The following is a 13,926-nucleotide window of genomic DNA, read 5'->3' on the forward strand; positions in this document are numbered from 1 at the left end:
TTCTCTGGCGAGGATCGGGGAAGGTGTTAAACAGAAGTGAAAATTGGGAGTGACTGCTCGAAAAGCTAAGCGATTTGTTTACCATAACGCTCAAATCGCGTGGCGCGGATGCCACGCTGGTTGCTTAAGTAAACAGAATTTAACCGTGACGCTTGCTTGTATGGAAAAACCGGGTATGACGGTTGTATCTGTACGTGCTTTTCTGGGTTAATCGCCCCGGGGACAGAAAGAAACGAAGGTTCGGAAAGCCTATGACGGCAAGTTCTAAATTCTTTGGCGCCGCTTCTGCGCTCGCCATGTCAGTGGCTCTTGTGGCTTCGGGTACTGCTGCACTCTCGCTGGCTTCGGTCAATGTTGCCGAGGCTGCTGTCGTTAGCCGTATCGAGGTACGCGGTAATACACGCGTCGACGCACAGTCCATCCGTGACAATATCGACATTCGTCCGGGCAAGGCCTTCACCAGCGCTGATATTGATGCTGCGGTGAAGCGTCTGTTTGCGATGGGTCTGTTCTCGGATGTTCGCATCAATCAGTCCGGCAGCACGCTCGTCGTGAATGTTTCTGAGCGTTCCGTCGTCAACAACGTCCTTTTCCAGGGCAACAAGAAGATCAAGGATCCTGATCTTACTCGTGCTGTTCAGCTCAAGCCGCGTTCGCCTTATGACGCTGCGACGATGGAAGCTGACGTTGAAGCGATCAAGGGAGCCTATGCGCATATCGGGCGCAGCGATGCGACCGTGAATGCACGTACTGTTGATCTTGGTCAGGGGCGTGTGAACGTCGTTTATGAAATCAACGAAGGTTCGCGCACGAAAATCGCAAATGTCGATTTCGTTGGCAATCAGGCATTCGGCTCTCGTCGTTTGCGCGACGTGATTTCGACCAAACGTTCGAATCCGCTTTCGTGGCTGACGCGTAATGACGTATATGACGAAGGGCGTCTTCAGGCTGACGAGGAAACGCTCCGTCGTTTCTATTACAATCGCGGCTATGCGGATTTCCGCGTTATTTCATCGAATGCAGTTCTCGATCCGTCGACAAACGAATACACGATCACCATCACGGTTGATGAAGGTCAGCGCTATACATTCGGCAATGTAAGCGTCGAGAGCAACGTTGATGGCGTTGACGGGCAGGCCTTGGATCATCTGGTCAAGACTCGTTCGGGTAAGCCTTACAGCGCCAAGGAAATCGAAGATTCGGTTCTCGCAGTTACCGAAAATGTTGCCGGTAGTGGTTATGCTTTCGCCAAGGTTGAACCGCGTGGCGATCGTGATTTCGAGAACCATACGATTTCGGTCGTCTATAGCGTTGACGAAGGTCCGCGCGCTTATATTCAGCGCATTGAAATTCGCGGTAACGACAAGACGCGTGACTTCGTGATTCGTCGCGAATTCGACATGAACGAAGGTGATGCCTTCAATCAGGTCATGGTACAGCGCGCGAAGCGTCGTCTCGAAGCGCTTGACTTCTTCCAGACGGTCAATATCTCGACGGCGCCTGGCTCTGAGCCGGATCAGGTTATTCTTGTCGTTGATGTCGTTGAAAAGTCGACCGGCGAATTCTCGATCGGTGGCGGTTACACGACAGGCGGCGAATCGCCGGGTGCGCAGGTCGAAGCTGCTATTACCGAGCGTAACTTCCTCGGACGCGGCCAGTACATCCGTATCAGCGCCGGTGCCGGTCAGGATGATATGCGCAATTATGGCCTGTCGTTTACGGAGCCATATTTCCTCGGATATCGTCTCTCGGCTGGTTTCGATGTATTCCGTCGTACGTATCGCGTAAACGATGATTACGACGTCGAGCAGACCGGTGGTACGATCCGCTTCGGTCTTCCGATCACGGACAATTTCTCGGCAGGTATCGCGTATAACCTCGTTCAGGAAAAGTATGACCTGTTCCGTGCGGACGCTGACAACTACTATGCGCCTGCCTTGCTAGAGGCTGCTGAGCATAGTCCGTGGTTGCGTTCGTCGATCAGCTACTCGCTGACCTACAACTCCATCGACGACATGAAGAATCCGCATGACGGTCTTTATGGCAAGTTCACGCAGGAGTTCGCAGGTCTTGGCGGCGATGCCAAGTACATCAAGACCACGTTCAAGGGTAACTACTACAAGACGCTTTCTCAGGAAGCCGATATCGTCGGTATGCTGGGCATTGGCGGTGGTTATATCCATGAATTCGGTGATGATGGCGTCCGCATCTTTGATCTGTTCAAGAACAATTCGGACATCATCCGCGGCTTCAAGTTCAATGGTATCGGTCCATATCAGGATGCCGCGAACGGCAAACGCTACTGGATGGGCGGAACGACCTATATCAACGGTACGGCTGAAGTTCAGTTCCCGATGCCACTCGTTCCTGAAAGCTTGGGTATCCGTGGCGCCTTGTTTGCTGATGCCGCAACGCTTTATGGTAATGACTCCTCGCAGGGCGGTTCGCCAATCTATGGCGACGACAAGAAGCTTCGCGCTTCGGCAGGTATAAGCCTGATGTGGGCTTCGCCGTTCGGTCCTCTGCGTTTTGACTATGCGTTCCCGATCGCGAAGGCTGATACCGACAAGGTTCAGAACTTCAACTTCGGTGTTTCGACCAAGTTCTAATAGATTTGCCTTTTCCCGGGGTATAACAACCCCGGGGAAGAAAGTGTTTTGATGGCAGATCCTGTTTTTTTCGCGCCTTCGCGTGAACTCACGATTGGCGATATCGCAGATTTTACCGGTGCAAGACTTCGTGACCCGAAGCTTGCACCGCGTTCTGTTGCGCGTCTTTCTTCGCTTAAAGATGCTGTTGAGGGTTCTCTTGTTTTCGTCGAAGGCAAGAAGAATGCCGACGGTCTCTCATCGATCAATGCCGCGGGCGTTCTATGTAGTGAGGCTGTGGTGGATAGCGTGCCGTCGCACATAGCTGCACTGGTTACCCGCAATCCGCAACGGGACTTTGCATCCGTTGGTCGAATGCTGTTTCCAGCGTCCGTCAAACCGGTCAGCTGGTTCGGAGAAACTGGTGTTTCTTCAGCGGCGATTATTCATCCGACAGCACATATCGAGGATGGTGCGACCATCGAGGCCGGCGCAGTTATCGGCAGGGGCGTAAGTGTCGGCAGCGGTACGCTGATCGCGTCAACAGCGGTTATCGGTGAAGGCAGCCAGATAGGTCGCAACAGCTATATTGCCCCCGGTGTAACCGTTCAGTGTGCTTTCATCGGCAATCAAGTGTCTCTTCATCCTGGTGTGCGGATTGGGCAGGACGGTTTCGGCTACGTCCCAGGTCCCGCCGGCTTGGAGAAGGTTCCCCAGCTCGGCAGAGTCATCATTCAGGACAATGTCGAGATTGGCGCCAATACGACGATCGACCGTGGTTCGTTGAACGACACCGTCATTGGCGAAGGTACAAAGATCGATAACCTCGTACAGATCGCCCACAACGTGCGAATCGGCCGTTTTTGTATTGTTGCGGCTCATTGCGGCATTTCCGGCAGCTGTGTCATCGGTGACCAGACGATGCTGGGTGGTCGTGTGGGACTTGCCGACCATTTGATTATCGGTTCGCGCGTGCAGATTGCTGCAGCGAGCGGCGTTATGAATGACATACCCGATGGCGAGCGCTGGGGCGGTATTCCAGCTCGGCCTATCAAACAGTGGTTCCGAGATATCGCGAACATACGTAGCATCGGGCAATCGAGAAAGGAGCAATCCTCTGATGAGTGATGCAAATCAGACCAAGCTGGAAGCAGCAGATATCCAGGATCTTCTGGCAGTGCTGCCGCATCGCTATCCATTTTTGCTGATCGACCGGATTGTTGACATTGACGGCGACGTCTCCGCAACCGGCATCAAGAATGTGACGATCAACGAGCCGCATTTCACCGGACATTTCCCTGAAAAGCCGATTATGCCGGGCGTATTGATTGTCGAAGCCATGGCACAGACGGCGGGCGCTATTTCTCTGCTTCAGCGCAAAACCGGACGCCCTGGCGTGGTCTATTTCATGACTATAGATAATGCCAAATTCCGTCGCCCGGTCATACCGGGAGATCGACTTTTGCTTCACGTAAAGAAGATCAAGCAACGCGCAAATATCTCGAAATACGAATGCATTGCCGAAGTCGATGGTGTAAAGGTTGCGGAAGCTGAAGTCGCTGCCATGATCAGTACAGCTGAAGAAAGCCAGTGAGCATATCAATGAAAGAAACATTTATTCACCCCACCGCTCTTGTTGAGCAGGGTGTGGAACTGGGGCAGGGTGTGTCTGTCGGCCCCTTCTGTCACATTCAGTCTGGCGCCGTCATAGGCGACAATTCGGAATTGATGAGTCATGTAGTGGTGACTGGTGCAACGACGCTTGGCGCAGGTGGAAAGGTTTATCCGCATGCCGTTCTGGGTTGCGATCCGCAGAACAACAAGCATAAGGGCGGTCCAACGAAGCTGAACATTGGCACAAATTGCCTGATCCGCGAAGGCGTGACCATGCACAAGGGGTCAGACAGCGCACGTGGTTACACTTCGGTTGGCGACAACTGTTCGTTCCTGGCTTACGCGCATGTGGCACATGATTGTGACATTGGCGACTACGTCACCTTCTCCAACAATGTGATGATTGGTGGCCACACGACAATCGGGCATCACGCTATTCTGGGTGGTGGTGCCGCTATTCATCAGTTTGTGCGCGTTGGACATCACGCTTTCGTTGGCGGCATGGCTGCGGTTGTAAGCGATCTTATCCCGTACGGCATGGCGATTGGCGTGCACGCTCATCTCGGTGGATTGAACATCGTCGGCATGAAGCGTTCCGGTATGGAACGCAAAGAGATTCATAATCTCCGTCATGCAGTTCGGATGCTGTTCGATCGCACAAAGCCCATTCGGGACCGTGCAAAGGACGTCCTGACTGCGATACCGGATTCTCCGGCTGTCATCGATATGATCGACTTCATCAATGTCGATACCAAACGTGCCTACTGTACACCTCCGCTTGATGCGGTCCATGGTGGGGCCGGGCATGACAGCGGCGAAGATTGAGCAAATACCGCGTCTTGCAGATGATGCGGGACGCGTTGCAATTATCGCTGGTAATGGCCTGCTGCCGATCAGTGTGGCGGAGGCCCTTGAGGCTGCGGAGAAGAAGCCATTCCTCGTACCGTTGCGAGGGGAGGCTGATCCGGTACTCTACAAGTACGAGCATCAGGAAATTTCCATCGTAGAGTTTGCAAAGCTCGTGCGGTCGATGAAGGCTGCCGGTGTGGATCGCGTTGTCCTCGCTGGTGGCGTGACAAGCAGGCCCCATGTCAGTGATCTGAAGTTTGACTGGCCTACTCTGCGCGCAGTGCCTTACGTTTTACGTGCGTTGGGACAAGGCGATGATGCTCTTTTACGTGCATTTATCGGTCTGCTGGAGTCCTTCGGTTTCAAAGTTGTCGGGGCTCACGATGTTGTTCCGAATTTACTTTCTCCATCGCCAGCTCAAATTTTGACGCGAAATGCACCGGACGCGAGAGAACGTCATAATCTTGAACTTGCAATGGAATCTGCGCTTCGTCTGGGTGATCTGGATGTCGGGCAGGGTGCTGTTGCGGTTGGCGGACGTGTCGTTGCGCTCGAAGGGGCGGAAGGCACAGATCAAATGATAGAGCGTGTGCGCGAGTTACGTGCAGCTGGCCGCATACCTCGTCGTGGCGGTGTTCTCGTCAAGATGGCGAAGCCGCGACAGGACGAAAGAGCAGACCTTCCGACCATCGGAATTTCTACGATTGATAATGCCGTAAAAGCGGGATTATCAGGAATAGCTGTTGAGGCAGGCAGGACATTCATTCTAGGCTTCGGTGAAACCATCGCGGCGGCCAATGCAAGAGGCCTTTTCGTAGAGACGGTCAGTCGCGAGAAAAAGGATATCAAGAAGTGAACACCACCAGCCGGCCGTTGAAAATAGCAATAGTGGCCGGTGAAGAATCCGGTGATCTTCTAGGTGCCGACCTTATCGATGCGTTGCGGAGCCAGACAGACCGCTTGGTTGATATCATTGGTGTCGGTGGTGATCACCTTGCGGCCCGGGGAATGAAGTCCTTTTTTGATCCGCACGAGATTGCGCTTATGGGGCTGGGCGCAATTCTGAAGAACTTACCGGGTCTAATGCGGCGTATTGGCCAGACCGCTAGAAGCATCATCGCTGAGAAACCGGATTGCGTACTTCTGATTGACAGTCCGGAGTTTACACATCGCGTCGCCAAGAAGATCAGGGCTGCAAATCCATCGATTCCCATCGTGAAATATATAGCACCAAGCGTGTGGGCTTGGCGGCCGCAACGCGCGCGGGCGATGAAAGCCTATTTCGACCATGTGTTGACTATTCTTCCATTTGAGGTGGAGGTCATGCAGCGGTTAAGCGGGCCGAGTGCCACTTATGTCGGGCATCGCCTTTCCAGCTATGAACCGATACTGCGGGCACGGGATGAGCAAAAAAACCTGGAAGCGCGACGGACTGTTGAGTCCCGGAAAACATTGCTCGTTCTGCCGGGGTCTCGTCGTACTGAAATCCAGATGCTCATGGAACCGTTCGGGCAGGCTGTTGGTGAATTAGCTGCCCGGGTCGACAAGCTTGACGTCGTTCTGCCGACACTGCCACGCATTGAGGAAATGGTTCGCGATCTTTCAAAGGACTGGGCTGTCAAACCGCTTATTGTGTTGGGTGATGAGGAAAAGTGGAAAGCTTTTTCTAAAGCCGATGCAGCGCTTGCCGCTTCAGGGACGGTTTCGCTGGAACTGGCTCTATCGCGCATTCCAAGCGTGCTTTCCTATAAGGCGGACTGGTTCGCAAGCAAGTTTCTGATGCCCAAGATCACGATCTGGAGCGCTGCCTTGCCAAATATCATCGCCGACGAACCGGTCGTTCCTGAGTATTTCAATGAGTTTGTCCGTCCGGGAATGCTTGCACGCAACCTTGAACGGTTGATGCGGCCTGGATCGGCACGTCAGGCGCAGCTGGACGGATTTGATAAAGTTGCGTCGATCATGGCGACGGAGCAACCCTCTGGCGAGATCGGGGCGCGCGTCATTCTGGAATTGGCAGGCAATTCCAAGAGCTGATTTTGACTGTAGATAGAATACGAAAAACCCCGGTTGTTTTGGCAACCGGGGTTTTTATTATAGTCTGATACTTACTTACGCTTTGCGAGCGGCACGTAATCCCGCTCGGGAGCGCCGGTATAGAGCTGGCGTGGACGGCCGATCTTCTGCTGCGGATCTTCGATCATTTCCTTCCACTGTGCGACCCAGCCGACGGTGCGGGCGAGAGCAAAGAGAACCGTGAACATTTCGGTCGGGAAACCGAGGGCCTTCAGCGTGATGCCGGAGTAGAAGTCGATGTTTGGATAAAGCTTCTTCTCAATGAAGTATTCGTCCGTCAGGGCGATCTTTTCCAGTTCCATTGCAACGTCGAGCAACGGGTCGTCCTTGATGCCCAGTTCGCCCAGAACTTCATGGCAGGTCTTCTGCATGATCTTGGCGCGTGGATCGTAGTTCTTGTAGACGCGGTGACCGAAGCCCATCAGACGGAACGGATCGTTTTTGTCCTTTGCACGGGCGATGAATTCTGGAATGCGGTCCACAGAACCGATTTCAGCCAGCATGTTGAGCGCAGCTTCATTTGCGCCGCCGTGGGCAGGGCCCCAGAGGCAGGCAACGCCGGCAGCGATACATGCAAACGGATTGGCCCCAGAAGAACCGGCAAGGCGCACGGTCGAGGTCGAGGCGTTCTGCTCATGATCTGCGTGGAGAATGAAGATGCGGTCCATTGCACGAGCCAGAACCGGATTGACCTTGTAATCCTCGCATGGAACGCCAAAGCACATATGCAGGAAGTTCGACGCAAAATCGAGATCGTTCTTCGGGTACATAAACGGCTGGCCGATATGGTACTTGTAGGCCATGGCGGCAAGCGTTGGAACCTTGGCGATCAGACGGATCGACGCGACCATACGCTGATGCGGGTCGGTGATGTCGGTCGAGTCATGATAGAAAGCCGACATTGCACCAACGCAGCCAACCATGACTGCCATGGGATGAGCGTCACGACGGAAGCCCGTAAAGAACTTCGTCATCTGTTCGTGAATCATCGTGTGGCGTGTCACACGGTAGTCGAAGTCAGACTTCTGCGTCGCGGTAGGCAATTCGCCGTAGAGAAGCAGATAGCAGGTTTCCAGAAAATCACCGTGTTCGGCAAGCTGATCGATCGGGTAACCGCGATAGAGCAGGGTGCCTTCATCGCCATCGATGTAAGTGATCTTGGATTCGCACGATGCCGTGGACGTGAAGCCGGGATCGTACGTGAACATCTGCGAGTTTTTGTAAAGTGGACCGATATCGACGACGTCTGGTCCGACAGTGCCTTGTCGTACAGGCAGGTCGAATGTTTTGCCTTCTAGTGTAAAGCTGGCTGTCCTATCTGACATCGTGTTTCCTTTCATGTCCACTTTGCCGCCCGCACGACGGCAGAATTGTAATCGTCGTTATAATTTGTCTTTTATCTCTTGGCATGGTCCCCGCCCCTATGGGGACCATCAGCGTTTAGCGCATTATCCTAACGATTTTGCCCGTCAAACTATCCCAAACGGTTCGCGATGCAATGCGTAATTTGAACTATTTACGCCGGTTTTGTCACGTCAGCGTGAATGTTCCCACCTTAACCGATTTGATCGCGAATACGTCCGAGGGACTCTTCGCGTCCAAGGACGAAAAGCACGTCGAACACGCCCGGAGAGGTGGCGCGACCGGTCAGAGCTGCACGTAAAGGCTGTGCAATCTTGCCCAGTTTCAGGCCGGTTTTTTCTGCGTGAGTCCTTACGACAGCGTCTAGAGATTCAACGGTCCATTCGCCAGATGCTTCCAGATCCGGGAGTACGGATTTGAGCACGGCCCGGCCTTCGTCGTTCAGGAGAGAAGCTGCCTTTTCGTCAAGATCAAGCGGACGGGCAGCAAAGATGAATTTCGAACCATCAGCCAGTTCCACCAAAGTTTTGGCGCGGTCCTTCAGGCCCGGCATAGCGGCAAGCAATTGTGCGCTTCGCTTGTCGTCGAGAGCGTCGGCAATTTCCTTGCCACCCTCGATCTCCGGCAGAACAGCGATAAGCGCATCATAAAGCGCCTTGTCGTCACTGGCGCGCATATAGACGCCATTGATTGCCTCAAGCTTCTGAAAATCGAAGCGAGCTGCCCCCTTGTTGATATCCTTCACATCGAACCATTCGATCATCTGTTCGGTCGACATGATTTCGTCGTCGCCATGGCTCCAGCCGAGGCGTACAAGATAGTTGCGCAGAGCAGCAGGCAGATAACCCATCGCACGGTAGGCATCCACACCCAAAGCGCCATGACGCTTGGAGAGTTTTGCACCGTCCGCACCATGAATGAGCGGGATATGCGACATTTGCGGCACGTCCCAACCCATTGCATCATAGATGACTGTCTGCCGCGCAGCATTGGTCAGATGATCGTCGCCGCGTATGATATGGGTCACGCCCATATCGTGATCATCGACAACGACTGCATGCATGTAAGTCGGCGTACCATCGGAACGCAGAATGATGAAATCGTCCAGGTCTTTGTTGGGGAAGCGCACATCGCCCTGCACAGCGTCCTGCACGAGGGTTTCGCCTTCCTGCGGTGCCTTGATCCGGATGACCGGCTTTACGCCTGCAGGCGCTTCTGACGGATCGCGATCACGCCAGCGACCGTCATAGCGCGGCGGACGGCCTTCTTCGCGTGCTTTCTCGCGCATTTCGGCCAGTTCTTCTGGTGTTGCATAGCAATAATATGCCTTGCCGAGAGTGACGAGCTCTTCCGCGACTTCGCGATGGCGAGGCGCGCGCTCGAACTGAGAGATGGCATCGCCGTCCCAGTCCAGACCAAGCCAGGTCAGGCCATCAAGAATGGCAGCCGTCGCGGCGTCGGTGGAACGTTCCCGGTCGGTGTCTTCAATGCGCAGCAGCATCTTGCCGCCGCTGTGCTTGGCATAAAGCCAGTTGAACAAGGCAGTGCGCGCACCACCAATGTGCAGGTACCCCGTGGGCGAGGGGGCAAAACGGGTAACGACCGGTTTCGGCATGATAGCTCCACTATGTCGTGCGCCTTTTTAGAGCAGCGGCAAATGCCGGAGACACAGGCGCGAACTTGAATTCCTATGCCTGCGCGAGACTGCCCGGCAGGTAATCGGGGTTCGTTATGCGAACCCACTCGATTTCGGCTGCGGTTCATGTAGCATAGGCAGCAATGTGCGCAAGGGCCTCGCATCCCTTTCGCACGAATGTGCCGTCGTTCTTTCGGGGTATTCCGGCGGTTGGGCCAACTTTTGCGGTCAGGCGGGGGCATGACAGGCATCAGGGAAGCGAGCGATGCAAACGAACGGGCGCTTGTGAAAAGCTTGCCCGACGGTTTGGTGCGCGCTTTGTTGCCAGAGGTCTGGCCTCCAAATGATGTCGAGATTCCGGTAAATCCACCGCCGGTCAAGCCTCGTGCGCCAAGCTTGCGTGAACGACTTTTGTCTATACCGTCGGTCACAGGTCGACAGTTCAAGGCTGCGGCTGAAACTGAAGCGGGACGCGGTGTATTTTTTCTTCTGCTGCCGGTTTTTGCCGGTGTTGGCGCAATCATCTATTTCACGCTCTCATTCGAACCGGCATGGATACCGCTTTTGTCCATGCTCGGTATGGCCACTATCTTGCGAATTGCGACGCGCAAACAATTCGCCGCTGCCCAAGGCGTGACATTGGCAATCGCTCTGCTGGCGGGGTTTGTGGTCGGCAAATGGGAAACGGAACGTCGTGCCACGCCGATGCTGGGCTCTGACGTGGCAACACGTGTAACGGGTCGGGTTGTCGCTCTTGAATATCAGGACAATGGCAGCTGGCGGATAACACTTGATGTGCTCCAGACAGAGCGTCCAAAACTCCGTTTTCCACCGAAACGCATTCGTGTCAATGCGCGGGACATACCGGCGTCAACGGCCATTGGCAGCGGACTGGCAGGTTTCGTGCGATTGCGTATTCCGTCGGGTCCGGTTCGCCCGGGTAACTACGATTTCTCGTTTCATGCCTATTTCAATGGTATTGGTGCCAATGGTTTCTTTCTCGGAACACCCAAAGTGGCGACGGTTTCTCAGCCAGACGAACTGACTGCGGAAATTTCCCAATGGATCGCCATGTTGCGCGTGCGGGTGTCTGAGCGAATCGAGGAAGTGATCGGTGGCGAGGACGGCAGTGTTGCTTCGGCGCTTGTGGCAGGCACGCGTGCGGGGATCAGCGAGCGGACAAATGAAGACCTGCGCAAGGCGGGGCTCGCACATATTCTGTCGATCTCGGGCTTGCATATGGCGCTTGCCGCTGGCGTTGTCATGCTGACGTTGCGATCCGTCTTCGCGCTATTTCCGGCTTTCAGTGTGCGGCATCCGGTGAAGAAATATGCGGCCTTTCTCTCCCTGTTGAGCTGTACCTTCTATCTTGCCATGTCAGGTGCGGATGTCGCTGCACAACGAAGCTATGAGATGATTGCAGTCATGCTCGGAGCTTTGCTGGTAGACCGAGCGGCCATCAGTATGCGCAATCTGGCGATTGCGGCCATCGCTATGATTGCAATTTCGCCGCATGAGATACTGGGACCGAGTTTTCAAATGTCTTTTTCGGCTACGGCTGCGTTGATTGCCGGTTATGCCTGGTGGAGCGAGCGCTACGCGATCAGGCAGGTTGGCACGGAAAAACGTGGGAAGACCGCTTATAGCTTCGCTGGAAAAATCCTGAAGCCGATCACAGCGGCGGCGGCTACTTCGCTCATCGCCGGATTGGCGAGCGGGATTTTTGCAGCTTATCACTTCAACAATACAGCGCCGTTCGGTCTTGTAGGAAATGTCCTCGCTGAGCCTGTAATAGCTCTTCTCGTGATGCCGTTTGCCGTCTTTGGTCTTGTGCTGATGCCATTGCAACTGGACTGGGTGCCTTTGCAGATAATGGGCTGGGGCATTTTCGCAGTCAGGCACATTGCTGCCTTTGTTGCAAAGTGGTCACCAGACGGTAATCCTGGGGCCATGCCCGCACTCACTATCGTTCTCTGGACCATTGCGCTCGTTCTGGTTGTTGTTCTGTCGACCAGATTGAAGGTGTTGGCGCTGCCGTTCATCGTTCTAGGGTTTGCTGCTTTCGTCAGGGAGCCCTTTCCTGACATCGTGATCTCGGAAGATGCCAAACTGGTGGGGGTTCGGCTCGCGGACGGGAAGTTCGCAGTCAATCGAAGCCGACCGTCACAGTTCACAATCGACAATTGGAAAACCGCTTATCTGGTGGAAGAGTTCATTGCGCCGCCATCCGGCAAAAACAAAAAGCGAACTGATGGGGACGGGTTCGAATGCGAAGATGGACTTTGCACGATCAGTCTGCGTGATGGTCGTACACTAGCCTACACCGCAGATGTCGCGATGCTGGAAATAGCCTGCAATATCGGCGATGTGGTTATTCTCGCCGTTTCCGGCAAAGATCTGGCGTGCGAACGTTCCACTATCCTGAGTATCAGCAAGCAGGAACTGGCACTAAAGGGAGCCGTCGAGATCAGGCTCGGAGAAAGGCCAGATCAAAATCGATCTTTCAGAGCTGTACCGGGCGACACCTACGACGTCGCAAAGCCCGGGATGAGCCAGCAAACATCTGAATTGCAGCCGGAGGACCGAATTACCTATGCAATTGATGCGCCAAGTCGTCCCTGGCATCTGCACCGCATCCATTCACGTCCAGCACGTGGCTTGTCCGAGCGCGAGTACAAACCAAAATCCCACTCCGCTCAAAATGCCGGAGTTTGTTCATCAGGTGTTAGCGATGAACCAACGCGCTGCAACTAAATAAAGAGCGGTTCCACGTTTCTGTTCTTAACTGGAACCGCTCCATTGTTTGAACTCGGAGCTTATCTCCAAAACCGGCTTCACTACGATCTAGTAGCGGCGGATCAGGCCCACAAGCTTGCCCTGCACACGAACCCGATCCGGGCCAAATATTCTAGTTTCGTATGCCGGGTTTGCGGCTTCCAAAGCGATGGATGCACCCTTGCGGCGAAAGCGCTTCAAAGTCGCTTCCTCGTCATCGACAAGTGCCACCACGATTTCGCCGGGGTTTGCTGAATCACCGCGTTTAATGATGACGGTATCACCGTCGAAAATGCCGGCGTCGATCATTGAATCACCTCTGACCTCAAGCGCGTAGTGCTCGCCCGCACCGATCATTTCGGGCGGAAGGCTGAGGGAGTGTGTCTGATTCTGGATTGCTGAAATCGGTACACCCGCAGCAATTCGCCCCATGACCGGTACGGACACAGTTCCAGACGTGTCGTCATTGGTAGCCACGGGGGCGGGGCGTGCCGGTGGCGGAGGCGTTTTGCCCAGGCTGCCTTCGATAACGCTGGGAGCGAACTTCTTTTGTGCATTGAGGCCCGGAGCGATGGAATCCGGCAGACGTAACACCTCAAGCGCACGCGCCCTGTTCGGCAGACGGCGAATAAATCCACGCTCCTCAAGGGCGGTGATCAGACGATGGATACCCGATTTTGAAGCCAGATCGAGCGCTTCCTTCATTTCATCGAAAGACGGGGGAATGCCCGTTTCTTTTAGACGTTCATGAATGAACAGCAGAAGCTCGTGCTGTTTACGGGTTAACATGCGCGACACCCTCCCGGCCAAGAATCGAGAAAAACAAAACCAGAACGAACACTATATGTTCCAGTCTTGTTCTGCAATGGTTTTAAAACCATTAACGCTCAGGGTGAGATTGAACGGAATACTTCAGGGCAAGACCATCACGGGCACGGCATGTCAGATGCTGCTTCGAATAACATATATTTTATGATGACTTAGGTCTGTTTTCTCAAGCTTTAGTGAGGCCGAGAATTGCGCTCG

General features: G+C 54.3%; 10 protein-coding genes. 7 read left to right on the forward strand and 3 right to left on the reverse strand.

Going from position 1 to position 13,926, the window contains the following annotated elements; genetic code table 11:
• Nucleotides 1–251: 251 nt before the first annotated feature.
• Genes bamA through lpxB form a run of 6 tightly spaced genes read left to right on the forward strand, consistent with a single transcriptional unit; the run spans nt 252 to nt 7,088 of the window.
• Nucleotides 252–2,609: an outer membrane protein assembly factor BamA gene (gene bamA / locus FG152_RS21080; RefSeq protein ID WP_036586699.1), complete on the forward strand. Its 2,358-nt coding sequence runs from the start codon at nt 252–254 to the stop codon at nt 2,607–2,609.
• 51 nt (nt 2,610–2,660) lie between these two features.
• Entirely contained in the window at nt 2,661–3,716 is a 1,056-nt protein-coding gene (gene lpxD, locus FG152_RS21085; protein ID WP_010659984.1) for a UDP-3-O-(3-hydroxymyristoyl)glucosamine N-acyltransferase, read from the forward strand.
• A complete protein-coding gene (fabZ, locus tag FG152_RS21090) occupies nt 3,709–4,182 on the forward strand; it encodes a 3-hydroxyacyl-ACP dehydratase FabZ (protein WP_010659985.1) in 474 nt (157 codons plus the stop codon). The genes lpxD and fabZ overlap by 8 nt, the downstream gene beginning before the upstream one ends.
• An 8-nt stretch (nt 4,183–4,190) precedes the next feature.
• Nucleotides 4,191–5,027 carry an acyl-ACP--UDP-N-acetylglucosamine O-acyltransferase gene (lpxA, locus tag FG152_RS21095; protein WP_010659986.1) on the forward strand — a complete coding sequence of 279 codons (837 nt, stop codon included), beginning with the start codon at nt 4,191–4,193 and terminating at the stop codon, nt 5,025–5,027.
• Nucleotides 5,008–5,907: an LpxI family protein gene (locus tag FG152_RS21100; protein ID WP_029924676.1), complete on the forward strand. Its 900-nt coding sequence runs from the start codon at nt 5,008–5,010 to the stop codon at nt 5,905–5,907. Before lpxA ends, FG152_RS21100 begins: the two co-directional genes overlap by 20 nt.
• Nucleotides 5,904–7,088 carry a lipid-A-disaccharide synthase gene (lpxB, locus tag FG152_RS21105; protein ID WP_036586701.1) on the forward strand — a complete coding sequence of 395 codons (1,185 nt, stop codon included), beginning with the start codon at nt 5,904–5,906 and terminating at the stop codon, nt 7,086–7,088. The genes FG152_RS21100 and lpxB overlap by 4 nt, the downstream gene beginning before the upstream one ends.
• 71 nt (nt 7,089–7,159) lie before the next feature.
• On the opposite strand, the gene gltA is transcribed toward lpxB, so the two are convergent.
• Both gltA and gltX read right to left on the reverse strand, forming a co-directional pair.
• Nucleotides 7,160–8,452, reverse strand: a complete 1,293-nt coding sequence (gltA, locus tag FG152_RS21110) for a citrate synthase (protein WP_010659989.1) — start codon at nt 8,450–8,452, stop codon at nt 7,160–7,162.
• A 230-nt stretch (nt 8,453–8,682) separates the two neighbouring features.
• Nucleotides 8,683–10,104 carry a glutamate--tRNA ligase gene (gene gltX / locus FG152_RS21115; protein ID WP_036586702.1) on the reverse strand — a complete coding sequence of 474 codons (1,422 nt, stop codon included), beginning with the start codon at nt 10,102–10,104 and terminating at the stop codon, nt 8,683–8,685.
• A 261-nt stretch (nt 10,105–10,365) separates the two neighbouring features.
• Between gltX and FG152_RS21120 the strand changes: the two genes are divergently transcribed.
• Entirely contained in the window at nt 10,366–12,879 is a 2,514-nt protein-coding gene (locus FG152_RS21120) for a ComEC/Rec2 family competence protein (protein ID WP_029924682.1), read from the forward strand.
• A 90-nt stretch (nt 12,880–12,969) separates the two neighbouring features.
• Here FG152_RS21120 and lexA read toward each other — a convergent pair whose 3' ends face one another.
• Complete coding sequence (gene lexA / locus FG152_RS21125; protein ID WP_010659992.1) at nt 12,970–13,689, reverse strand: transcriptional repressor LexA; 720 nt, start codon at nt 13,687–13,689, stop codon at nt 12,970–12,972.
• Between the last annotated feature and the right edge of the window lie 237 nt (nt 13,690–13,926).

This window comes from Ochrobactrum sp. XJ1 (assembly GCF_024701725.1).
GTDB lineage: Bacteria > Pseudomonadota > Alphaproteobacteria > Rhizobiales > Rhizobiaceae > Brucella > Brucella anthropi.

Bases quoted from the DNA above. Each gene is read 5' to 3' on its own strand.
- bamA (WP_036586699.1), top strand. From the start codon at position 252: ATGACGGCAAGTTCTAAATTCTTTGGCGCCGCTTCTGCGCTCGCCATG.
- lpxD (WP_010659984.1), top strand. From the start codon at position 2,661: ATGGCAGATCCTGTTTTTTTCGCGCCTTCGCGTGAACTCACGATTGGC.
- fabZ (WP_010659985.1), top strand. From the start codon at position 3,709: ATGAGTGATGCAAATCAGACCAAGCTGGAAGCAGCAGATATCCAGGAT.
- lpxA (WP_010659986.1), top strand. From the start codon at position 4,191: ATGAAAGAAACATTTATTCACCCCACCGCTCTTGTTGAGCAGGGTGTG.
- FG152_RS21100 (WP_029924676.1), top strand. From the start codon at position 5,008: ATGACAGCGGCGAAGATTGAGCAAATACCGCGTCTTGCAGATGATGCG.
- gltA (WP_010659989.1), bottom strand. From the start codon at position 8,452: ATGTCAGATAGGACAGCCAGCTTTACACTAGAAGGCAAAACATTCGAC.
- gltX (WP_036586702.1), bottom strand. From the start codon at position 10,104: ATGCCGAAACCGGTCGTTACCCGTTTTGCCCCCTCGCCCACGGGGTAC.
- FG152_RS21120 (WP_029924682.1), top strand. From the start codon at position 10,366: ATGACAGGCATCAGGGAAGCGAGCGATGCAAACGAACGGGCGCTTGTG.
- lexA (WP_010659992.1), bottom strand. From the start codon at position 13,689: ATGTTAACCCGTAAACAGCACGAGCTTCTGCTGTTCATTCATGAACGT.